This is a genomic window from Vibrio sp. B1Z05 (genome assembly GCF_052955985.1).
The window spans coordinates 358,360-382,361 of the sequence record NZ_CP130464.1 but is presented as its reverse complement, the minus strand read 5'-3'; the positions used below and the strand labels follow the sequence as shown (position 1 = coordinate 382,361).

At 43.1% G+C, this 24,002-nt stretch carries 15 protein-coding genes; 9 read left to right on the top strand and 6 right to left on the bottom strand.

Translation table 11 applies throughout. The annotated features are described in order from the left end of the window. The first annotated feature begins 89 nt into the window (after positions 1–89). Positions 90–794, top strand: a complete 705-nt coding sequence (locus tag QV280_RS14530; protein ID WP_152820685.1) for an oligogalacturonate-specific porin KdgM family protein — start codon at positions 90–92, stop codon at positions 792–794. Between the two features lie 100 nt (positions 795–894). Here QV280_RS14530 and QV280_RS14525 read toward each other — a convergent pair whose 3' ends face one another. From QV280_RS14525 to QV280_RS14515, 3 genes are all read right to left on the bottom strand, one after another. Continuing rightward, on the bottom strand, positions 895–1,602 hold the full coding sequence (locus tag QV280_RS14525) for a 3'-5' exonuclease (protein WP_152820683.1): 708 nt from the start codon (positions 1,600–1,602) through the stop codon (positions 895–897). A 3-nt stretch (positions 1,603–1,605) separates the two neighbouring features. Further along, positions 1,606–3,471: a DUF294 nucleotidyltransferase-like domain-containing protein gene (locus QV280_RS14520; protein ID WP_152820681.1), complete on the bottom strand. Its 1,866-nt coding sequence runs from the start codon at positions 3,469–3,471 to the stop codon at positions 1,606–1,608. A 192-nt stretch (positions 3,472–3,663) separates the two neighbouring features. Further along, positions 3,664–4,383: a FadR/GntR family transcriptional regulator gene (locus QV280_RS14515; RefSeq protein ID WP_152820679.1), complete on the bottom strand. Its 720-nt coding sequence runs from the start codon at positions 4,381–4,383 to the stop codon at positions 3,664–3,666. A 603-nt stretch (positions 4,384–4,986) separates the two neighbouring features. Between QV280_RS14515 and QV280_RS14510 the strand changes: the two genes are divergently transcribed. Both QV280_RS14510 and QV280_RS14505 read left to right on the top strand, forming a co-directional pair. Further along, positions 4,987–5,697 (top strand): FadR/GntR family transcriptional regulator, encoded by a 711-nt coding sequence (locus QV280_RS14510; RefSeq protein ID WP_152820677.1) that lies wholly within the window; start codon positions 4,987–4,989, stop codon positions 5,695–5,697. 332 nt (positions 5,698–6,029) lie between these two features. Beyond that, entirely contained in the window at positions 6,030–7,388 is a 1,359-nt protein-coding gene (locus QV280_RS14505; RefSeq protein ID WP_367869567.1) for an MATE family efflux transporter, read from the top strand. 174 nt (positions 7,389–7,562) lie between these two features. Here QV280_RS14505 and QV280_RS14500 read toward each other — a convergent pair whose 3' ends face one another. After that, a complete protein-coding gene (locus tag QV280_RS14500) occupies positions 7,563–9,701 on the bottom strand; it encodes a heparinase II/III domain-containing protein (RefSeq protein WP_021713492.1) in 2,139 nt (712 codons plus the stop codon). Beyond that, positions 9,701–11,872, bottom strand: coding sequence for a heparinase II/III domain-containing protein (locus QV280_RS14495; protein ID WP_152820676.1), 2,172 nt, complete (start codon positions 11,870–11,872; stop codon positions 9,701–9,703). Before QV280_RS14495 ends, QV280_RS14500 begins: the two co-directional genes overlap by 1 nt. A gap of 315 nt (positions 11,873–12,187) precedes the next feature. Between QV280_RS14495 and QV280_RS14490 the strand changes: the two genes are divergently transcribed. The 6 genes from QV280_RS14490 (at position 12,188) to QV280_RS14465 (ending at position 18,986) form a co-directional block, all read left to right on the top strand. After that, complete coding sequence (locus QV280_RS14490; RefSeq protein WP_152820674.1) at positions 12,188–12,523, top strand: cupin domain-containing protein; 336 nt, start codon at positions 12,188–12,190, stop codon at positions 12,521–12,523. A gap of 32 nt (positions 12,524–12,555) precedes the next feature. Then, positions 12,556–13,479 (top strand): 2-dehydro-3-deoxygluconokinase, encoded by a 924-nt coding sequence (locus tag QV280_RS14485; RefSeq protein WP_152820672.1) that lies wholly within the window; start codon positions 12,556–12,558, stop codon positions 13,477–13,479. Between the two features lie 46 nt (positions 13,480–13,525). Then, positions 13,526–14,149, top strand: a complete 624-nt coding sequence (locus tag QV280_RS14480; RefSeq protein ID WP_152820670.1) for a bifunctional 4-hydroxy-2-oxoglutarate aldolase/2-dehydro-3-deoxy-phosphogluconate aldolase — start codon at positions 13,526–13,528, stop codon at positions 14,147–14,149. 669 nt (positions 14,150–14,818) lie between these two features. Continuing rightward, a complete protein-coding gene (locus QV280_RS14475; RefSeq protein ID WP_152820668.1) occupies positions 14,819–16,570 on the top strand; it encodes a sodium:solute symporter family transporter in 1,752 nt (583 codons plus the stop codon). A 617-nt stretch (positions 16,571–17,187) separates the two neighbouring features. Then, entirely contained in the window at positions 17,188–18,390 is a 1,203-nt protein-coding gene (locus QV280_RS14470) for an ammonium transporter (protein ID WP_152820666.1), read from the top strand. Between the two features lie 134 nt (positions 18,391–18,524). Then, a complete protein-coding gene (locus tag QV280_RS14465; RefSeq protein ID WP_253912550.1) occupies positions 18,525–18,986 on the top strand; it encodes a GreA/GreB family elongation factor in 462 nt (153 codons plus the stop codon). A 100-nt stretch (positions 18,987–19,086) separates the two neighbouring features. Here QV280_RS14465 and QV280_RS14460 read toward each other — a convergent pair whose 3' ends face one another. Further along, positions 19,087–23,787: a DUF3320 domain-containing protein gene (locus QV280_RS14460; protein ID WP_253912549.1), complete on the bottom strand. Its 4,701-nt coding sequence runs from the start codon at positions 23,785–23,787 to the stop codon at positions 19,087–19,089. Positions 23,788–24,002 lie beyond the last annotated feature (215 nt).

The window sequence follows — 24,002 nt, the reverse complement described above, 5'->3', positions numbered from 1 at the left end:
GTGAGCTGGCTCACATGCATATCCATCAGCGAATCCTTAAACTAATTGTCATACATTAACACCAACAAATGACTCCTAAGGGTTATCAAATGAAAGCTTTAAACAAAGTTACTCTTGCTCTAATTACCACTGTGGCTGCCGCTTCAGTAAGCGCCGCTTCTGTCGATTTCCGTCAAGAATATAAGCATGAAGATGAATCATACGCTAGCCGTATCAAAATTGGCTCTAGCGTCGGAAATCACTATTTTGGTTTAGAAGCTAAACAAACCGGTAAACCATTCTCTGAGTGGGGTTCTGCTGACAATGAATTTGAATACGGTTACAACTTCAAGTTAGACGATCATTGGCGCATTACCACTTCTATGCCTATCACTTTCGGCAATGATCGCATCACTTATAAGCCACAGGTGCGCGTACAATATAAGTTTGATTCAGGACTCACCACAAAGCTTCGTTACCGTCATGAATTTAGAGACTACGCAGATTCTACTGACAAAGACTCAGTTAACCGCAGTAAGATCACAGGTAACATTGACTACAATATTGGCGCACTGCAACTTGGCTTTGAAGCCAACTACGCTGAAGATATGTTCAATGATGACAAATGGTTTGGCGGCGATACCGCTAAAAGAACCAACGAATGGGATTACAACATTAAAGTGGGTTATAAAGAAAAAGATTGGAGCTGGAGACCTTACTTTGAGTTAGGCAACGTTCAATACAGCAATGGCCCAAGCAGCACAAATAGCGATCGCCAGCTTCGTACCCGTGTTGGTGTGACTTACAGCTTCTAATCGCTTAGTATGCTTTGCGTCTAATGCGCTAAAAACAGAAATAATAAAGCCAGTAACAAGGTTACTGGCTTTCAAACTGAACTAGATTACTTGCTGAAAATTAACAGCTTAGCTTATACAAATAGCCAAATTTAATATCATGCTCGGGTTCTAAACGCTTCATCTGCGCCATTAATAGCTCGGCAGTGGCTAAAGCATCACTCAAAGCATTATGTCCGTTATATTCTGGCAACTTATAGCGCGCTCTTGTGCCCGATAATGTCAAATCTACATCTTCAGTATCGTTACGTGCTTTTGCCATTTTCTTCTCAATACATAAGGTATCGAGCCAGATTAACGGCAGATCCCACATGCGATAGTGGGTTTTTAGATACTGATTAATAAAATTAGCTTCCACAATACAGCCATGAGCAACAATGATTTTGCCTAACGCCGCGTCATAAAAAGCCTTCATCGCATCATGGATAGACACCCCTTCGGTGAGCATTTCAGGTGTAATATGATTAATGATCGCCGTTTCAGGTTTCACTTGTGACTCTTGGTTAATATAGAAATGACACGCACCCGATAGGTCGATCTTTCGTTTCGAAATCACAACCCAGCCAATGGATAAAATCAGGTCATTTACACTATCAAGTCCAGTGGTTTCCAGATCCAAAACAATATAGTCAAGCTCACTGGATAAGGTGCCCACATCAGGGTTTGGGCTTTCCAGCAATCGCCTAAATAACAAAGGCGTAGCCATATTATCGACCAAAGCTTTACGCTCACGTTTGGTACGCTCTAATACATGAAAATATTCAAACATAGCTTATCGTGTCCCAAAACGAACTTTAACTGCATCTTGCAGATCCGCAATGATCCTAAACGCGTCTTTTAAGTGGCCTCGTTCAAAGCTACCGAAGCTGTTTGGATCGATATTGTTGTTCGGCTCTTCACCATTTTTCAGCGCAGTCAACTGATGGTTAAATCTGAACGACAAAATAAACTCATACGCGCCTAAAATATTTTTGTAAGAGTCTTCAGACAAAAATCCTTTCTCATAGGCGGCCTGGAAGCGCTTATCTGTCGCTGAATGATCGCTTTCTACGGCTAAACCATAAATACGTGCCAAGTCGATAATCAAGGTGATTGCGTATTTCTTCACATTCAAGGTTTTCTTGTTTTCCCCTGACTTTTCCAGTACCAAGCTATTAAAGATACCTAATGGAGGGCTAGTATTGGTTGCATCATTGGTTAGCATCAGCAAGAATTCGCGACTTTGACGAATATTGGCATACATTTCATCACGCAATACTTTTTCAAAGTGGTTATTGCCGTAAATAGAACGAATTTCCAAGAACACACTGATATTAAGCAGGCGTTCGTATTCAGGATTGGCAACCCATTTTTTATAGTAATGTTTCCAAACACTGACTGGCTGACACCATTTTGGATTCATTGCCATATAATCACCCGAACAAAGCGGGTAATCACAGCTCGCTAAGCCATTGCACACTAGGCTCGCCAAATGCTTAAAGTAAATCTTGTCATTTTCAGTCACATCATCGGCCAATACAATGGCGCTATCTTGGTCTGACAGCATGTGAACTTCATTACGTGCATGTGAACCGGCCACTATCCAAGCAAACTCACAAGGTGGCGGTCCCAATTTATCAATGGAAATTTGAATAATGCGGCGGGTATAGGCATCCATGATCATGGTCATTACCTGCCCTATCACTTCAGGGCCCACCTTACCTTCAACCAAGGCTTCAAATATGGCTTGTCTTTCTGGCGTAAAACTCGCCAGTGTTGACACGCTCGTGGCGTATTTGATTTTTTCAATCAAGAAGATGGCTTGTACGCGGTGGTTTTGCACTAAGTGCGAAGTGGTCAATAGACCGATAACTTTATTATTTTCTACGATAGGTAAGTTGCGAATATTAAACTGCATCATGACCGATGCGGCGTGCAACACCAAATCATCTGGCTTGATAGTCAAAGGTGAATACGTCATTACCGTAGAAATTGGCTGATCAATTGAAGCGCCTAATGCAATCACGCGTTTTGTCATATCACGGTCGGTAATAAGACCAACAATTTCGTCCTTATCATAAATTACCGCACAAGAGGTTCGCTTAACGATGCGCATCTCATGCGCCACTTCCTGAATGGTTTGATTGGCTTGTACCACCGCAACGCGACCGCTGGCCACTTCTTTAACGCGCTTGATAAAGAGGCCTTTCTCTTTATCAGACCACACCACATCTAACGCCGACTTAAGACGAACTTGAGCTTTAGAAGCAAAGTGCTCTGCACTCTCTGGCGAAGCTTTGAATAATTGCTGCAGTGCGGAATGAGGAATCAAATAAAGCAAGGTATGCTCAATCGCTACCGCTTTATAGCCTTTATCACTGTCAATCGTCCCGTCTAAAAAGGTAAAGCCGAATAAATCTTCCGCACCTAATCGAGCTCTTAATACGCCGTCAGATTTGCGTTGCTCCATCGAACCGGTGCGCACTATATAAAGGTATTTTTCATCCCCTTCAGTACACAGATCGACATTTTCACCTTTACTTAGATAAGTAATCTGTACTTGTGAGGCAAGTTCACGCAGCGCTGCTTTCGGGATCTTGTCAAAAGGGTCAATCTGACTCAGAAATTGAATAATATTGGGTAATAGAGATTCTGGCATATTAAGTCTCATCCACTATGCTGAAGGGGGAAATCCGCCGTATAGTATTATTATATAGCTAAAGATTGATTTAGTAAGCAAAATGTAACTAATGTGAAGTGTAATACCGAAAAATAAATTTCAAAAAAAATTGAAAAAAAATTAAAAAAAAACACGCAGAAGCGTGTTTTTTGACTAAAGATGAGGTTTTGACTAGCTAACCGCAGGTAAACGGTGTTTACCTTCTTGCAGATGATTAGCAGAAGCTTGTCTCGCTTTATCGCTATTGCCCGCCATAATCGCATCGTAAATTTCACGGTGCTCATTAATACAGGTATTACCTTCTTCTGATGAGTGAACAATAAAGTTGACAAACATAGTGGTAAGAATATTACCAAACGGTAGATAGAAATCGTTACCAGTTGAATTAAATATTAAACTATGGAAACGCATATCAACATCAGTCCAACGCTCAATATTTAATTCATCTTCAGATGCTACTTCTACCATCTCTTGAAACGTTTCTGAAAGCTCGATACGTTGCTCAGCTGTTGCAAACTGAGCCGCTAATGCACACGCTTCTGGCTCAATTGCACGGCGTAAGCCTAAGAATTGAAAACAAAACTGATCGATATCCGCTAGACCATCCATCCACTCAATCAATTGAGGGTCTAAAAAGTTCCAATAAGCACGGTCGACTACTTTTGTACCCACTTTAGGGCGAGACTCAAGCAAGCCTTTAGAGGTAAGTAGTTTTACCGCTTCACGCAGTGCCGTTCGACTGATACCGAACTGCTCACAAAGCGTCATCTCACCAGGCAAAATAGAGCCTTGAGCAAGATTTCCAGAAAGAATTCCCCGAGCAATCTCTCGAGCAACTTGTACATGCAGGCTTCGTTTAGAGCCTGCTATTGAATTAAATGAACCAGCCATAATTTTAACTTACTTTTATAAATGTATTATCTAAGGTTGAATATAGCACCTTGAATCACATGCGTCACAACCAGACCCGACAAACGTGATACACCCCAGTAATTGCAAGCTTATTGCGACACAAAAACCGATAACTAATGACACTTTCTCGCTACACAAGGCTCACAAGCGCACAACATTAGACTTATTAAAATATTATGGCAATTTCTATTTTCGTGACTAATGTCTTAATTTAGACTTGCAATTTGCCAAATTAGAGATAATTAGTTGAAGTTGTAAAATGTTATTGTATTATTTTAATAGCATAAAAAGTCAGGTAGGATTATGAATATGAAAGGTTCAATCGAATCTAGCATCATACATATTCCCTTTATCCAATAACGTGCATTGATACAAATTAAAGTACGTAAAATAAAGACATCGAATGCGTTATATTTCTTTGTATTTATTAAAGTAAGCGATTATTTCTCCGCGCTACTTTAAAAGGCATATTCACCTATCTGAAATTTAAAAAGATCTGCTAAAGATCTTGCTGTCGTTAATTAAATAATGACTTTTTAAGCTAGCTAAAGCTGGCTTTTTTAATATGACTCAGGTGGTAAAATGTCGTTTTTCGCGTTGGTAGAGAATTCAGACCGTAGAATTCACGTTCAAGTAGCAAGACAAATCGCTCGCAAGATTTTGTCTGGTGAACTCAAAGAAAATCAAAAGATTCCTTGTGAAACTGAATTATGTGAAGCATTCGGGGTAAGTCGTACGGCATTAAGAGAATCGACCAAGCTTCTTTCTGCAAAAGGATTAATTGAATCTAAGCCTAAAGTGGGAACCCGTATTTGTCCCCGTGGCGAATGGCACTTCCTTGACCCTCAATTTATTGAATGGATTCAAGATTTAGAAGACATCAAACCATTTCTGGCACAGTTTCTAGGCCTTCGTAAAGCCATCGAACCAGAAGCCTGCGCACTAGCAGCCAAAAATGCCACCGTAGAGCAACGTAAAGACCTTTCTAAATACTTCCAGTGCATGACCATCGCAGCCAACGAGTTTGACTATGAGCGCTGGGGAATTAACGACCTTTTGTTCCACCAAACCATCTTCTTGGCGACAGGGAATCAATTTTACGTACCGTTTAGCAATATATTGTCGGCCATCTTTAAACAATTTATCGATTACTCAGCAATGGGTGGACGTTTTTGTATGGCTGAGCACCAAGCGATCTATGACTCCATCATGTCTGGAAACTCAGAACAAGCACGCATTGCATCAAGAACACTGCTGGATGATGGCAACCAAACATTAGCTAAAGTTTCATAAGCTATAGCTTCATAAAACAAAGTTACGTTAAAAAAATATAAACTAACGTTTCATTTATTGATTACATGCTCATTCAGTGGCATGATCTGAGTCTTAAACGACCCTATTGCGCTTTCGCCAGCGCATTTAATACCAATCACACTAAGTAAGTGATCAGAACTAGCGCCGGAAAAATGCTCGAGAACAAGGCAGAATTTTTCGATAAGTAGTTATTCTACAATCAAAAATTCTAACGCCGTTATCGAGTATTTTAACAAGCTAGAATGAACAGTTATTTAGTACGATTGGTATAAGTCAATGCTCTAAGACTCTTTAATCAATAAAGGTATCCTGTGGCCGCTCAATCCTACATCAAAAAAAATATTTCTATCGCTTGGCCACTGGCACTCAATGCCCTTCTGATGCAATCCATGCTGATGATCGATACCTTTCAGGTTTCTCCCCTTGGTGAAGTCTCACTTGCCGCTATGGGTATTGCAGGTACCATCGTTGCCTTTATTATTGGCATTCAAATGGCATTGGCCAACGGCACCCAATTAGTGCTTAGCCGCGCGGTAGGCTCAGGCGTTAAATCCTCATTAGCAAAAGGATTTTGGGCGGGAATGAGCATCAACTTTACTGTTGCTGTTATATTTCTAGCGCTGCTGCAAATATTCAATCATCAATTAATAGAAGCACTTACTAGTGACCCATCGCTTTATCATGAAGTGAATCAATATTTATCTGTCTCACAATATCTGGTTTTATTTAATGCCATTACCCAAGTTATTATTTCACTATTTAATAGTCTTGGACGAACTAAAATCCCCTTTAAAGGCTACTTAATTGAGATGCCGCTAAATGCACTCATCTCTTATCTACTTATATATGGTTTTGCCGGCTTTGAAGGCATGGGATTGAAAGGCGCCGCCACCGGTAGCTTAATCGCGATCATGGTGCGAATGGCGTACCTATTGTTATGTGTTCGTTACGCCGATGACATTGAACTTCCGTTCAAAAAGTACCTAAATGGCTTGGCAATGAGCATTAAAAATCACTTTATTGAAGTGTTTCCTATTGCCGCCAACATGACCATTTTATCCATTGGCGCAACCGTATATCAACTGCTCTACTCACAACTGCACATCAACGCTTATGTAGCCATCACTCTAATTATGCCGTGGCTTCGCTCTGGTACGCAGTTTATTACTGCTTGGGCGTTATCTTCCGCTATTTCTATCAGTCAGGCCATTGGCTCAAACAAAATGGACGATTTGGTGAAGAACGTAGACACGAGCATCAATATCGCGGTGGTCATTTCTATTATCTGTGCGCTGTTCTTTGGTGTATTAAGCTTGGTCATCGCTAAAATCTACCCACACCTTGATCCTGAGACGTATGTTGCTCTTGCGACCATTGCACCCTTGTATATCTTCTTGCCTGTTGTGCGTGGATACAACACAGTTCACGGACATGTACTGCGTGCTCTTGGCAAAACCTCTGCGGTATTTAAAATTAACTTCACTGGCCAATGGGTAATTTCAATTCCATTGTGTGCGCTCATCATTATGAGTTTCGGTGGGTCTATCTTCTGGGCATTTGCTATTCAACCTTTAGAAGAAATCGTCAAAGCCCTACCCTTTAGGCATTTAGCTCGCAAATCTTTGCGAGAGTTTGATGCCGAAAAAGCGAAGAAATTGATGTACGACTAACTTTAATCGTGCCTATTGCTGATCAAACATTGCATACCCATACCACAGCCAATAGCCTTGCTATGCTGGTCATCGTAAATAAAATTAAAGCATAAAAAAACGGATGTAAGCTAAGCCTACATCCGTTTTATTTTTTGCGTTTTAGTTTACTAATCCAAATGGATTAGCTAGCTCTTAAAGTTGAGCAAAAGAACCTGTCCAAGTGAACGCACCTACGGTGTGTTCGCCTTGCTGAGCGCTTTCTTCTAGGTTAGAGATACCGAAGTGGTATGTGTTACCTGAAGTCGTCTTAATGCACACTACCGTGCCCACTTCATTGTTTTCAGCCACTGTTACTGATTCAACAAGACCGCGAGCATTAACAGATTGCTCGAACTCTTCGTTAAAGTAACCGTGAGTTTCAAGAACAGAAGCAAATACATGATCTTTACCAGATTGGCGGTGGATCATTGCAGGTTCGCTACGTAGGTTGAAGTCAGGATCATTCGCGCCAAGACGTGCAAAGATCACTTCGCTGTCTGCGGTAGCGCTAGTCACTAGCGAGTAGTAGCTGTTGTTTACCAGCCAGCTTACAAGAGAACTGCCTTCTACTTTACCTGAACCTAGGTTCCAAAGGTGTTGGTAACCATCAGAATCGCCTACAGGTTTTAGTGTAGATTCAGTTTGGTATTCAAAATCAGTACGGATGATTTGACCTGTGTAGTGTACAGGTAGATCGTATTGATGCTCTTGCTCAGATTGAATGCGGTACACATCAATAACCAATGGTTTTTCAAATTCAGGTAGATCAGCAAGTAGAATGCTACGTTGCATGTCCGTACCTTCATAGTAACCAGAAATACGACCAGACATACCTTGTAGCTTGTCGTTTTCAACGTTAAAGAAGTGTTTTGCACCAAACTTAGACTCAGCCAACGCTGTGTTGAAGTTGTTTTGTGTTTTCTGATCAACCGTCACTGTGTTGTGCGCAACAGTTTGCTTACAGTAAGATTTGTTCTCAGGGATGTAACGACCACCAAACTTAGGCTCAACGTTAACCCAACGGCCGTAACCGTAATCGTGAAGCACTTCAAGACCGCGGTTGAATACACTTAGGTGCAGACCATCGTAGTGACCGTGATCCAACGCTGAGTGATATTGGTGATCAGAACCGTGCTGACCAAACCAAATAAGCGCCATTGTATCGTCATCTTGCTCATCACGATGACGTAAAATGCCTAGGCCGCCTTTGTCGCCTTTAGGGCCGTCAGTAATGTACAAGCTACCCCAGTTAAATGGCTTGATTTCGTCCGCTGCTTCAACTGCATTAGACAGAGTCAAACCTGAAGTGTGCACCCAAACATTTTGTTGGTGGTTAGCCATTGCAAGTAATGTTTCAGCTTGCTCATAACGATGGAAACAAACGCTAGTTGCCATAACCACGCCTTCATCGTTGATCGAAATCGTTTTCGATGAATCGTTACAGGCTGGCAATGAACCGTCAGGGAATGCTGTTTTAAATACCGCGTAAGAAGTGGTCTTAATAACAGAGTCGTTGAACTCGTAGATGCCGATTTCTGGCTGACGACGCTCAATCGCTTCCGCAAACAAGTAAATTGGACGTAATGAGAAACGGTGGTAGTAAGGACCTTCCATGTAGTAGCCGTCTGGCGAGAACAATTGGTCAAGTTGCGCTAGGAAACCGCCGCTCACTTTATCCATTTTCAGGCCATAAAGCGCTTTATCTACTGACGCTTGGTCGTTGATTGCGTAACCACAAATACCCACTGCAGCTACCGCCCACAAACCGTGGTTGTGTACGATGTCGAAATCGTGACCGTAAGTTACTACGAACAAGTCAATCATTTGCTTGAACAAGTCGTTTTCGATAAGCGTTTTTTGCTCGTCAGATAGAGTGTGGAAAATACAAGAATACGCACAAGATGCGTACAGCATCCACATGTTTTCATTCAGTGTTTGGTGGAAGATTTTACCCGGAGGGTTAGTATCTTTACTTACGTTGCTTTCCAGTGTTGGGTACACTTTTGCGTATGCCGTTAGCATCTCAACAATGTAATCACGGTACTTTTCTTCTTCAGTGATCAAGAACAAACGACCAGCAAGATCCATATGGATGTAGTTTTGCTTGTGACGGTTGTGCTCGTAGCCACCACCTTCACCGTGTCCTGGTACTTCAATACCCACTTGTGCCATGTAAGCATCAGTTTGCTTGATATCACGAGCCAACGCTTGACCTAGTAGGCTATCCTTACCAAGTTCTTTACGGAGTTCAACTGCTTCTTCAAAATTAAGCAGTAATGGTTGATAGCTCATTAATTAATCTCCTGAGATTGTGTTTTGACTTCCACTGAATAATATCCTGTCCAGTTGAAAGTGTGTTCATTAAATGTCATTTGGTTAACAGTAGCAGCGTCTGCATCAGATTGATTCGACACAAGCACAGTCACTACCGAATTTTTGGTGGTGATTTCAATGGCAGAGCCAATTTCGTTGTGACCAATCACTTTAATATTCGACACTTGACCACGGGCATTCACCGATTGCTCAAACTCTTCATTAAAGTAACCGTGTGTCTCTACCACAGAAGCAAACAAAGTGGACTCGCCGCGACTGCGCAGCATAAAGGCCGGCTCACTGCGCAAGTTAAAGCTAGGATCGTTAGCACCTGAGCGGGTAAAGATCACTTCACCCGTACTGTTTGAACCATCGCTGTTTGAGCTAGTGCCAAGCCAAGTATGGTAGCTATTATCTTGCAACCAACTTACCAATGCGGTTTCGTTTGCTTCGCCCGCTGCTACTTTCCATAGGTGCTGATAACCATTATCTTCACCTAGGGTATTTAATTCTTTAAATGTTTCATACTCAAAGTTAGTACGGATAATTTGCCCCGCATACTGATGAGAATAATCGTATTGATGTTCGCCCTCACCGACTAAACGGTAAAGATCTATTAATAACGGCGCTTCAAGCTCGTCTAGATTCAATAAAAAGACGCTACGTTGCATAGCAAAACCATCGTAATGGTTATTGGCAAATGCGCTCATCCCTTTGATATTTTTATCATTTACTTCAAAGAAATGCGGCAAACCATGTACAGAATCAGCACGTTCAACATCAAAATAGTTCTGACAGGTTTCATCAATCGTTACACTATTGTGTGCAACCGTTTGACGAGCATAGGATGGATTCTCTGGTAAATAACGGCCGCCAAACTTAGGTTCAACGTTCACCCAACGAGCAAAACCGTATTCGCGCAGCACTTCATGGCCGCGGTTAAACAAGGTAATCCCCAACGTATCAAAGTGACCGTGGCCCATACCGTGCATGCCGTAGTTCATCACCAATTGTGATACGTCACCGCTTTTGTCTTGCATGCGCACAAAACCTTGCGCACCTTGCTCGCCTTCGGGACCTTCATTAAGCTCCATACTTGGCCAATACGGCAAACCGATTTCACGCTCAGCAGAGGCTTTTTCATAGGCGCGAGAGACTTCAAGACCGCATGGATGCATCCATACGCTGTCCTGGATCTTCGCCATACCTAAAATATTGTCATCCAATGCATAGTGCGCACCATAAATGCTCACCGCAACTTTAACGCCAGCATCCGCAATGCTCATGCTTTGCGAAGCATCGTTCATCGCTGGGAAAACGCCGTTCGGGTATGCGGTCGCTAGCAATGCTTGTACCGTATTGCCCACCACGCCGTTTTTATAATTGTAAATATCCACTTCTGGCATATGGCGATGAATAATCTCAGCCAATAATACTAGAGGACGAATGGTGAATCGTGAGTAATAAGGCCCTTCTAGGTAGTAACCTGATGGTGCAAATAGGTTTGAGACTTGATCTAAGAACCCACTTTGCTGTTCACGATCTTTACCGTACACCGCCATTTCTAAATATTCTGGTCGGCCAATTGCTACCGCACAGGCACCCACAGCAGCCACAGCCCACACGCCGTGGTTATGAATGTGATCAAAACGGTGTGCGTATTTTTCAGTGCTCATCTCAATCATAGGAATAAAGATGCGATCAATGATGCGCTGGCGTTGCGCTTCTGTCATCTCTGACGCAACACAAGAGTATGCGATACTGGTAAAGAGTAACCAACCATGCTCATTTAGGATCTGGTGGAATAGACGACCAGTTGGGTTGGTGTTCTTTTGCACCTGAAAGCCCAACTCTAAGTATTTGTCTGCGTAATCTTCTAGCAGAGCAATCACAAAATCAGCGTAACGCTGCTCTTGAGTCACGAGGAAAAGACGACCCGCTAGGTTCATATAGGTGTAGTTGTCTTTATGGCGGTTATGTTCGTAACTCCCGCCATCACCATGTCCTGGTACATCTAGCGGCAAACTCATAAAAGCTTCAAGCGCGGTTACGTTTTCTGCAATCGCTTTACCCATTAAGGTAGAGCGGCCTACTTCTTTACGAAGTTGCTCAATTTCTTTTGCGGTCAATAATATCGGTTGTGTCGTCATTGTGCTGTGATTCCTCAGCTAGCGAGAATTATTAAAAACACGATAAAGTAATACAATATTAACTATAATCCTATGTGACGGTCAAAAAAGAATGAATGAGGTCACACAAACAATTGCTTCCTGAATTATTTTCTGACTATTATTAAATACTCATAGAGTCAAGCTAAAGTTTAACGTAACAAAAAGACCTACACTTGACCTAGGTCACACAACTATAAACTTATTGTATGACAATTAAAAATAATCCATTATTATATCCTTAGTAATAGTTAATTTTTTAGTTTGTAAAAACTCAAACCTATAAAGGAACATATCATGAATCCATTTTTCATTTCTAAAGACCAACCTTGGGAAGACTTAGGCGACGGTCTAAGCCGTCAAATCGTTGGTTACACTGACGAGCTAATGGGCGTTCGTGTACGTTTTGAAAAAGGCGCAATCGGCCATCCTCACGCGCATGAAATTCATGACCAAATCGGTTACGTGATTTCTGGTAGCTTTGAAGCTGAAATTGAAGGCCAAAAGAAAATCCTAGTTGCGGGTGATGCTTACATCGCTCCTAAGCACTTTGTACACGGTGCAGTTGCACTTGAAGAAGGCAGCGAGCTTTTAGACCTGTTCTCTCCAGCACGTGAAGATTTTCTTAAATAATCAATAAAGCACAATTAAGCTTAGGTAAGCATATGAAATCATTAAATATTGCGATCATTGGCGAGTGCATGATTGAGCTGCAACAGAAAGGTGACCTTCTCAAGCAAGCGTTTGGTGGTGATACACTAAACACTGCACTGTACCTTTCTCGTCTGACTCACAAACATGGCATCAAAACTAGCTATGTGACCGCTTTGGGCCAAGACCCATTCAGCACAGACATGCTCGCTAAATGGCAAGCAGAGAACATCGACACAAGCCTAATCGCACGTCTTTCAGACAAGCAACCTGGCCTTTACTACATCGAAACAGACGATACTGGCGAGCGTAGCTTCCACTACTGGCGTAACGATGCAGCTGCAAAATTCATGTTTGACCAAACTGAATCTGCAACACTCATCGAAACACTAAGTGGCTATGATGCAATTTACCTAAGCGGTATCACGCTAGCTATCTTGACTGAAAACGGCCGTAACGAATTATTCAAGTTCCTTGATAAATTTGAAGGTAAGGTCTTCTTTGATAACAACTATCGTCCTAAACTATGGGCGAGCCAAGAAGATGCACAAAAGTGGTACTTAAAAATGTTAAGTTACACTGATACTGCCCTTCTAACGTTTGACGACGAGCAAGACCTTTACGGTGACGAACACGTTGAGCAATGTATTGAACGTACTACAGGTGCTGGCGTAAAAGAACTCGTAATTAAACGTGGCGGTAAAGAGTGTCTAGTTGTTGAAGGCGAAAACGCTAACTACGTTTCTGCAAACCAAATTGACAACATCGTTGACACCACTGCGGCAGGCGATTCTTTCAGCGCAGGTTTCCTAGCTAAACGCCTATGTGGCGGTACTGCTCTTGAATCAGCAGCAAGCGGCCACGCGGTAGCAGGCACTGTTATTCAATATGCTGGCGCGATTATCCCAGTAGAAGCGATGCCTGAACTGTCTTTATAAATTGTCCTGCTTATGCAGACTCACACATTATTTGATGAGAAATAAAATGACAACTTTAAACGAAAAACTAGCAAGTCTTAAAGTGATCCCAGTAATTGCAATCAACAAAGTTGAAGATGCAATTCCACTAGGTCGTGCGCTTGTTGAAAACGGCATGCCTTGTGCAGAAGTGACTCTACGTACTGAATGTGCAATCGAAGCTATCCGTGTTATGCGTAAAGAATTCCCAGACATGCTAATCGGTTCTGGTACTGTTCTTACTAACGAGCAAGTAGACGCTTCTATCGACGCTGGTGTTGACTTCATCGTAAGCCCTGGTTTCAACCCTCGTACAGTTCAATACTGTATCGACAAAGGCGTTGCAATCGTACCTGGCGTAAACAGCCCTAGCCTAGTTGAGCAAGCAATGGAAATGGGTCTTCGTACTCTTAAATTCTTCCCTGCTGCACCATCAGGCGGCGTACCAATGCTTAAAGCACTAACTGCAGTTTACCCAGTAAACTTCATGCCTACTGGCGGTGTTAGCCTTGCAAACGTTGACGAGTACCTAAACATCCCTGCAGTTCTTGCATGTGGTGGTACTTGGATGGTTCCAACTAAACTAATGGACGAAGGCAAGTGGGATGAACTAGGCGCTCTAGTTCGTGACGCTGTAGCTCACGTTAGCTAATTTAGTTGTAAACATGACTCTGTAAAGCGAGCCTAGAGCTCGCTTTTTTTATGCCTGCTCTTTATGCTTGTCCCTGATATCTTTTCTTAGAGTCTATTTTTAAAGACCATTCTTGATGCTTGCTCTTAGAGACCGCTCTCAGAGACAATCTCTCAGAGGCAATGACTGATTGAAATGTCTTGCTGTAACCACTTCCAATCATTAAATGATCATCTTTGCTGTTCAAAACCCAAAGCGCCCACCGTTAATACCACGTTAAATCACACACAAAATGGCAACCAATTGTTCAATATTGAAAGATTGAATTACCTAGGTACATTTCACAATCTAGCGGGTATTGAATAAAAAATACTCGTTGCGAATTAAGTTCAAGCAAACCTTAAAAACTGGTCTACGCTATTAAACATTAAACTATTCTTACGTTTATATGAAAAGATTACATCTTGTAATACTAAAGCAAATGCACAAGCGTTGCATAATTAAACAAAAACGGGATATTTTTTATTTTTAAAAAACATAAGCTATTGATTTTTAAGTAAAAAATATCAACTTGATATTCAAATTCAAAAATGTGACCTAGATCACGTTAAGTGTATATTGTAGTACAATTAACGGTGGAAAAAAGCTAAGCTTGACCCTAGTTAATCTAAGACCTTAAGGCTGAAATAAATGACTATTGATACTTTTGTTGTGATCGCCTACTTCTTCTTCTTATTAGCCATTGGCTGGATGTTCAGAAAATTTACAACATCCACCAGTGACTACTTCAGGGGTGGCGGTAAGATGTTGTGGTGGATGGTTGGTGCAACTGCTTTTATGACGCAGTTTTCCGCATGGACATTCACAGGTGCTGCTGGACGTGCATTCTCCGACGGTTTCGTCGTAGTAATTCTCTTCCTAGCTAACGCATTTGGCTATTTCATGAACTACATCTATTTTGCACCGAAGTTCCGTCAACTTCGCGTAGTAACAGCTATCGAAGCAATTCGTCAGCGTTTCGGCAAAACTTCAGAGCAGTTCTTCACTTGGGCAGGTATGCCTGACAGCATGATTTCAGCCGGTGTTTGGTTGAACGGTCTTGCTATCTTCGTTGCTGCTGTATTCCATATCCCTATGGAAGCAACCATTATCGTTACTGGTTTAGTTCTAATGCTAATGGCGGTAACAGGTGGTTCTTGGGCGGTTGTTGCTTCTGATTTCATGCAAATGCTTGTAATCATGGCGGTAACAATTACTTGTGCTATCGCTGCATACTTTGCAGGTGGTGGTATTGGTAACATCGTTAGCAACTTCCAAGGCGACTTCATGCTGGGTAACAACCTTAACTACGTGAGCATCTTCATCCTTTGGATCGTGTTCATCTTTGTTAAGCAGTTCGGTGTAATGAACAACAGTATCAATGCGTACCGTTACCTTTGTGCTAAAGACAGTGACAATGCACGTAAAGCGGCAGGCCTAGCTTGTGTCCTTATGATCATTGGTCCACTAATTTGGTTCTTACCTCCTTGGTACATGGCCGCTTTCCAACCTGATTTTGCAGCACAATATGCAGATATGGGTAGCAAAGCTGGTGATGCTGCATACTTAGCATTCGTTGAAAACGTAATGCCTGCTGGTATGGTTGGTCTACTGATGTCTGCAATGTTTGCAGCAACAATGTCTTCTATGGACTCAGGCCTAAACCGTAACGCTGGTATCTTCATCATGAACTTCTACAGCCCTATTCTACGTCCACATGCGTCGCAGAAAGAGCTAGTAGCAGTAAGTAAAGCAACCACTGTTATTCTTGGTTTGATCATCATCGCGATTGGTCTATTCATCAACTCATTGAAACACCTAAGCTTGTTCGACATTGTATTGAACATCGGTGCATTAATTGGTTTCCCAATGCTTATCCCTATCCTACTAGGTATGTGGATTCGCAAGACTCCAGACTGGGCTGCATGGACGACTCTAATTGTCGGTGGTATTGTTTCTTACATCTTCGGTATCGCGCTTACAGCGCACGATGTAGAACACATCTTTGGCTTGAATCAAGCACTGACTGCGCGTGAGTGGGCTGACCTTAAAGTAGGTCTAAGCTTAGCAGCACACGTAATCTTTACGGGTGGCTTCTTCTTGCTAACAACACTTGCGTACAAAGGTCTTACACCTGAACGTGAAAAAGAAGTTGATCAACTATTCACTAACTGGAACACCCCTGTTGTTGCAGAAGGTGAAGCTCAACAAGACCTTGATACTAAACAACGTTCAATGCTTGGTAACCTAATCTGCGTAGCTGGTTTCGGTGTACTAGCAATGGCACTTATTCCGAACGAACCAACAGGACGTCTATTGTTCCTAGTTTGTGGTTCAATCGTATTGTGTGTTGGTATCCTACTTGTTAACGCATCAAGAAAAGGCGCACGTCAAGCAGCTTAATCGCTGATACTGACTAAGTCTCTATACTAAAACCCTAGTTAATCTATTAACTAGGGTTTTTTGTTTCTGTCCTATCCCTTCTTCTATCCCCTTCTATCCCCTCTATTTTTGATTCTATTTACTGCTTATGTAGCAAACTTGAACTGAGGTTCGGCTTATACCAATCACACTAAGTAAGTGATCAGAGCTAGCGCAGGAAAAATGCTCGAGAACAAGGCAGAATTTTTCGATAAGTAGTTATTCTACAATCAAAAATTCTAACGCCGTTATCGAGCATTTTAACAAGCTAGAATGATCAGTTATTTAGTACGATTGGTATTAATATCCCTGCACCATAAAACATCTTACCCGCGCACCATTACAGCGCACCAATTTAGTGCTAACACAACACTTATGCACCAAAACAATGCACCACATCACATTATCTATGTTTGATTGCACAACATAAGAGCGTTACTCCACTACTTTTTATCTTGTTATACCGACAAAAACAGCACATTGAACAGGTTTTGCACGGTTTTCGCAAAAACCTGTACTGTTTATTCAGTTAAGCCAAAAACTGGAACGTTTTTTGCAGTAATAAATCCAGAAATTAGACACTCATCTGGATACAAATTATGGACAACATTAGTCAGGCAATTGGTGCCGTTGCGCAGAGCGCAGATACTTTATTCATCCTTCTTGGTGCCATCATGGTTCTTGCGATGCACGCAGGCTTTGCTTTCTTAGAAGTGGGCACAGTGCGTCATAAGAACCAAGTCAATGCCTTAGTGAAAATCATGGCCGACTTTGCACTGGCAACCGTGGCTTATTTTGTGATTGGCTATCAAATTGCTTACGGACAAAACTTTTTTGTCAGTGCCGACACCTTAGTACAAAACCACGGCTATGAACTGGTTAAGTTCTTTTTCTTACTAACCTTTGCCGCCGCGATTCCTGCCATTGTTTCTGGTGGTATCGCAGAGCGAAGCAAGTTCAAACCGTTTCTATTTTCATCGGCACTTATCGTCGCTTTTGTTTATCCATTTTTCGAAGGTGTCATTTGGAACGGTAACTTTGGTTTCCAAGCCTGGTTAGAGAACCAATTTGGTGCACAGTTCCATGATTTTGCAGGCTCTGTCGTGGTGCATGGCATGGGCGGATGGTTGGCATTAGTGGCGATTTATCTACTGGGCTCTCGTCGCGGCCGTAAACCAGGCATTGCTTTTGCTCCATCTAACATTCCGTTTCTAGCGCTTGGTGCTTGGGTTCTGACTGTTGGCTGGTTTGGCTTTAACGTCATGTCAGCACAAACCTTAGACGGTGTGAATGGACTGGTTGCGGTAAACAGTTTAATGGCGATGGTAGGCGGCACGCTCGTTGCGCTTGTTGTAGGCAGAAGTGACCCAGGCTTTATTCACAATGGTCCATTAGCCGGTTTAGTTGCAGTATGTGCAGGCTCAGACATCATGCATCCTGTTGGCGCATTTGTTGTCGGCGGTATTGCAGGCGCACTATTTGTTTGGGTATTTACCAAATTACAGCGCAGCACAAAAATTGATGACGTGCTAGGTGTATGGCCGTTACACGGACTGTGTGGCGTATGGGGCGCAATTGCTGCGGGTATCTTTGGCTCACCGCTGCTAGGTGGTCTAGGCGGCGTTAGCCTTATCTCACAAATCATTGGTACTGTTGCCGGCGTTATCGTCGCAATCGTTGGTGGTTTCATTGTATACGGCATCATCAACAAGCTATTTGGTTTACGTTTAAGCCAAGAAGACGAATTTATTGGTGCTGACCTTGCTATCCATAAAATCGGCTCAACCAGCGCTGACAAATAATTTCTAGTCGTTATGCTCTATGGCAACCTGTCACTTTATCAGTGGCAGGTTGTTTTTTATCGCCTCAAGCTTATTCATATCGCACACTTGCTCACTTTTCGTTACCATACGCTTTTACTTCACACTAGCGCACTATGACTGACACCCCTCTGATTGACAAAGAACCCCTACGCCAAGATCTATTGCAAGTGCTGCATGCTCAGCGTCTCAACGCATTAAAAGCGGCAGATAGTGCGCACGGTGATGCCACTCATGAACAAAGCGTCGCTGAGACTCAATATGACACAGTAGCAATTGAAGCTGCCTACCTCGCTCACGGACAATCGCAACGCGTCGCCGATTGCGATGCTATGATCAGCCGCCTTAACGCATTGGTACTGCGTGACTTCGACGATCTTGACGAGATATCACTGGGTGCCATTGTCACCCTCGATAATGGCATGACTTGCTGGCTGTTGCCTGTTTGTGGTGGGTTTAAAGTTGATAACGGCAAACTGGTGGTGATTACGCCACAGTCGCCTTTGGGGCAGATGATCAATGGCGCTGAAGTTGGGGATACGCTGGCCAATGGCCGAACGATCACTGACTTACGGTAACTGTACTCTATAAAAAATAAAGGCTTGAGTTACAGTGTAACTCAAGCCTTCTAGTAAGCAGTCGTGGCTTAGATAGTGATCCAGGATTTAGAGCAGTAAATCACGCATGTGGCATGCGGTAGGTATCACCCGTTAGACTAATTTTCTTCGCATTCACCAATTCCACCAGCACCGCTTCTACTTTACTGCGCATCGCTTGACTGGTACTTGAAAAGCCTAGCACTTCAGTCACACCACGAATCAAATCGTCATGTGGGATAGAGAAAGTATCATTAACAGTATCGACTGCCGCTAATGCAATTTCATCGTCACAAATAAAGTCAAACTTACGTTCATTGTTCGGCAAGTTTTTGCGATTACGCACGCTGGTTTCTTTATCGTGATAAATCACATAATCACCGTCAACATGGAGTTTACCCGTGTATTGCAACTCCTGTAACGCATCCCCGATAGCGCGCATAATACGCGCGCCAGTACGGGTCGTACCGAGTGCTGACAACAAGCGTATCGCCAAATGTTTAGCGTGCATTGGCGACTCTACTTTCAATACCGTTTCTATGTCACTAGCCAGTTGATACTGCTCCATTTCAGGAATGGTATTACCCGGTTTTAAATACAGATTTTGCACGTCAGCCACTGCATAAGTTGCGCCAGATTGTTCTACTTCAACTTGGCTTTCCACTCGCTCAATACTGGCTTTAGGCGCGGGTTTTTGCGCAGGTTTTGGCTTGACTACTTGCTCATCAAAATTGGCATAATATGCCTTGGCGGAGCGCAGTGCATCATCCAAACGTTGCGACTCTTTATGGCGATTTCTAAACCAGTCAGTACTCCAAATACGATGGAAACGCCAACCAAGCCCTTCTAACACACCTTGACGAATACGGTCTCTATCTCTGGCGCTTTTTGAGCTGTGATAGGTTGCGCCATCACATTCAACCGCCAACATGTAGCGCCCTTCTTTACTTGGGTCGCGCACCGCAATATCAATATAGAATCCCGCACAACCCACTTGCGGTTGTACGCTAAAACCAAGGCTGCGAATGGTGGAAATCACCTCTTCTTCAAACGGAGAATCCGGCTCTTTCCCGGTTTCCTCAGCGCGAATCAGTTGCTTGGTATCAGCATAATGTAGGAAATGCTTTAATGCGCGCACGCCAAATGGCGATTCTGCTGTGGTCGGCATTTCTTCTGATTTAAAGTTACAAAATACCTGCATTGCCAGACGAGAGCGCGAGATCAATACATTCAAACGGCGCTCGCCCCCAGCTGAGTTAACTGGGCCAAAGCTCATTGGCAAACGCCCTTCGGCTGTCTTACCATAACCAATACTGATATAGATACTGTCCCTTTCATCACCCTGCACGTTTTCTAAGTTTTTCACAAAGAAATCTTCGCCTTCGGGATGGTGAGCAAAGAAATGCTCCAACTGCGGATTTTCTTTACGCAATCGCTCGACTTCAAGCAATATCGCGTCACGTTGCGCGGTACTAAACGCCACCACGCCCAATGTTTGATGTGGCATTGTTGTGGCGTGCTCAATCACCGCTTTGGCAACCGCTTGCGCTTCACCAACGTTGACTCGCGCGCCACCTCGATCATAAGTGGTTTCAGGCAGGTAGTTAAACGTCAATCCTGTTGCATCCGGATTAATGCCCGATGATGGGAAGATCATCAGCTTATTGTCATAAAATTCTTGGTTAGAGACGGCAATCAATGATTCGTGGCGACTACGGTAGTGCCAGCGCAGCATTCTTTCCGGTGCACCAGAGGCTAAGAACATGCCTAGAATACTTTCAATGTCCGCTGTTAAGCTCTCTTCGGCTTCTTCATCATCTAAAGTGAACTGACGACCAAAGAAGCTAGTGGGTGGCATCTGCTTAGTATCACCGACCACAATCACTTGTTTGCCGCGCAATATTGCGCCTAAGCCATCGGCTACTTTTACCTGTGACGCTTCATCAAATACCACCAAATCAAACTCAATACTGCCCGGCTCAAGATAGGTCGAAATTGACATCGGGCTCATCATAAACACAGGTTTAATTTGCTGAATGGCTCTGCCCGAACGATTAAGTAGGCGACGTATTGGCAGGTGTCTGCGCTTTTTATTAAACTCTCGGCGCAGCGTTTCCACCTCACCGCGAGCGCTTGGATTTGGCAAACGTGCGTATAAGTCTTCCACTAATTTCTCTTGAGCAAAACCAAACAGCTGTTTGTCTATCACTCTAAACTGTTCGATGCAGTGCTCATGCCCTACTCGGTCAAATTCACTGATCGCTTGTTCTTGCTCATACACCTCATTCACAAGTTGCGAGTAGAACTGATATTGGAACGCCAGTAATAAGGACTCCGGTTCGCTCTGCCAAGTACGAGCAAGTATGCTCCAAGCGGATAACTCTTGTTCATCTAATCTTGCGCTAATACGGTTAAAACGCACCAATTCATACAAAGCGTCTAGCTCAATTGGCAATATTTTTAGCTGTTGCATAGAGCGCAGGCTTAGCTGCTCAGTAAAGGCTTCGACATCCATTTGCAGTTCAATACACAACTCCTCAAGCAAAGCATCATGAGTGGCAAGTTGCTCATTGACAGTATCCATTTGCCCTTGCGATATTGGGCTTTGCTGCGCATCAAAAACGTTTGCTACACTAGGGTCAATGCGCTGTTCATTAATCGCGGTAGTGGCTTGATACAACCACTGCAAAGGTTCAAGTAGTGAGCCCCAATCCGTATTTGAGTTTCGGTAGTGGCTACCAATAACGGCAATTGCCACCTGCGCCGACTCAACAAATTTCTTCTGCTTAGATTCAAAATCTTGCATTGCATCAATCGCATTAAGCCAGTCGTTGACATCACCCTTTAAGCCGTCTTTTCTTAATCCTGCATAACTGGCCTTCATTTTTCTAAAGTCGCCTGATAAGAAGCGCCACCACTTTTTACCTGTGGTGGAAAATGTGCCGCGAAGCGCTGTCCAATCGTAATCAAATGCCGCATCGACAAACTCACTTTCTAGGGTTTGTCTATCCGTTTGCAACGACAAGCCTTGCTCGGCAAACTGTAAAATCGCTTCGCCCTGTTGTGACCACTTTGAAGTATCGCTATTTAAGCCTTGTAAATTTGGCTTTGAGGCAATCATCTGCAATGAAGCAAGCGCTTTTAAGGCATCACTATATGACTCTATAGGTAAGGTAAGATTGGCGCTGCTTGCTAAGGTTTTAACCTGTTCAATTAACTGACGTTTTGCTTCCACCAGCTTTGATGACAGTGTTTTGCTACTGGAAAGCAGTGCCGGTGAGGCTTCACACAAGGTAGTCGGGTTAAAGGCATTGTCCATTGGCGAGCCATGCGCGCTCAGGTAATCCACTAACTCTTGAATATTGCCCAGCGCTTGTTTGTATTGGCTTTTTGACCACTGACTGATAATTGGCGTGATTTCAGGTAATAGGGTTTTATCAATGTCGCACTCTTGCAGGTGTTGCTCAGCTTGCAATGAATGGCCTAGTGCCACTTGATAACTAACGCCAGTATCGGCAATCGGCGTATTCACCGCTTTGCTGTAGTTATCCAATTGGGCGCGCAACGCCACCAATTTTTGGATATCATCACTGCGCTGAGGGGTCACTGGCGCTTTTTGCAGTAAAGTCTCTTCAAGAGAGCCTAACACCGCTTTTTTATTGGCTTTGTGCGAGTGAAGCTCAAGTACCGAATCACCAATATTGCAATTATCTAAACGTCGTTTTACCACATCTAATGCGGCCATTTTCTCAGCCACAAATAACACTTTTTTATCGTCTGCTAAGGCTTGCGAAATAATATTGGCGATAGTTTGCGATTTACCTGTCCCCGGCGGCCCTTGAATTACAAGGTTCGCGCCAGATTTAGCCGCTAATACCGCTTCAGTTTGGCTAGAATCGGAATCAAGCACCAATTGAATGGCTTCGGCTTTATTAACATCCATGGGCGTGGAATCTAAACGCGTGCTGTCAGATTCAAAACCGCCACCGAATAGCTTTTGAATCACGGCATTTTCTGACGGTTTTTGTCCATCAGGCCACGCCTCATCAGACAGGTCTTGGTACATCTGAAACTTACCAAAAGAGAAAAAGCTCAGGGCAATTTTGTCACTCACCACCTGCCAGCGTTTTTCTTTTGCTACCGCTTCGCTGACTAGCTCAAAATAGTGCTGTAAATCAAACTCGCCATCGTCGCTTTCACATTTAGGCAGTTCAATGGCAAAATCCATTTTGAGTTTGGCTGCAAGGGTTAAGTTGGTACCCAGATCCGCTTCGGTGTATCTAAGCTTAAATGCATCACCGGCTTCTGCGCGGGTCAGTTTAACGGGAATTAAAATCAGCGGAGCGTAACGGGCTTTACTAGAATGGTCGTCTTCGTACCATTGCAAAAAGCCGGTGGCAATATACAAAAGATCCACACCTTGCTCTTGCACATAAGTGAGCGCTTCTGAGTGAATTTTAAGTAGACGAGTATCTAAACTGCGGCGAAATAATTGAGTTTGCAGTGAATTATCTTCGTGGCGTTTATCGCCAACACTGCCTTGCAGATGCTCGGTCAATTCACTCAATGACAAAGGTGAATTTTCATCTTCTAAAGCATCAGGAGCGGCAATGAATTTCATTTCCCGACTCTTATTCACCAAAGTATCAAAAACCTGAGTGGATTTTTCATCCACAATTTCTAAAACCTTAGCACCCTTACCTAAGCTAAGCAGTGTGTTGCCACGCAACCCCATATCCAAGAGCTCTTGGCGACTTTTTTCAAACACACTTTTGATTTTCATACTCATATCTATCGCAAATTTTCTTTAATATTCAGACGTTAACTGATACATCCTCCATTGCATCACATCGCATACGAATGTGTAGACGGTATTATTAGTTTCCATTTCTTAAACAGCCCGCCACACAAGGCTTGTACCCTATGCCGAATTGCCTCGTGAAACTGTGATACAGGTGTAATTAGGGAACATTGAATTAATGTAAATAAAATCATGTA

Coding starts and splice junctions, on each gene's coding strand:
- QV280_RS14530 (WP_152820685.1), top strand. CDS start 90: ATGAAAGCTTTAAACAAAGTTACTCTTGCTCTAATTACCACTGTGGCT.
- QV280_RS14525 (WP_152820683.1), bottom strand. CDS start 1,602: ATGTTTGAATATTTTCATGTATTAGAGCGTACCAAACGTGAGCGTAAA.
- QV280_RS14520 (WP_152820681.1), bottom strand. CDS start 3,471: ATGCCAGAATCTCTATTACCCAATATTATTCAATTTCTGAGTCAGATT.
- QV280_RS14515 (WP_152820679.1), bottom strand. CDS start 4,383: ATGGCTGGTTCATTTAATTCAATAGCAGGCTCTAAACGAAGCCTGCAT.
- QV280_RS14510 (WP_152820677.1), top strand. CDS start 4,987: ATGTCGTTTTTCGCGTTGGTAGAGAATTCAGACCGTAGAATTCACGTT.
- QV280_RS14500 (WP_021713492.1), bottom strand. CDS start 9,701: ATGAGCTATCAACCATTACTGCTTAATTTTGAAGAAGCAGTTGAACTC.
- QV280_RS14495 (WP_152820676.1), bottom strand. CDS start 11,872: ATGACGACACAACCGATATTATTGACCGCAAAAGAAATTGAGCAACTT.
- QV280_RS14490 (WP_152820674.1), top strand. CDS start 12,188: ATGAATCCATTTTTCATTTCTAAAGACCAACCTTGGGAAGACTTAGGC.
- QV280_RS14485 (WP_152820672.1), top strand. CDS start 12,556: ATGAAATCATTAAATATTGCGATCATTGGCGAGTGCATGATTGAGCTG.
- QV280_RS14480 (WP_152820670.1), top strand. CDS start 13,526: ATGACAACTTTAAACGAAAAACTAGCAAGTCTTAAAGTGATCCCAGTA.
- QV280_RS14475 (WP_152820668.1), top strand. CDS start 14,819: ATGACTATTGATACTTTTGTTGTGATCGCCTACTTCTTCTTCTTATTA.
- QV280_RS14470 (WP_152820666.1), top strand. CDS start 17,188: ATGGACAACATTAGTCAGGCAATTGGTGCCGTTGCGCAGAGCGCAGAT.
- QV280_RS14465 (WP_253912550.1), top strand. CDS start 18,525: ATGACTGACACCCCTCTGATTGACAAAGAACCCCTACGCCAAGATCTA.
- QV280_RS14460 (WP_253912549.1), bottom strand. CDS start 23,787: ATGAAAATCAAAAGTGTGTTTGAAAAAAGTCGCCAAGAGCTCTTGGAT.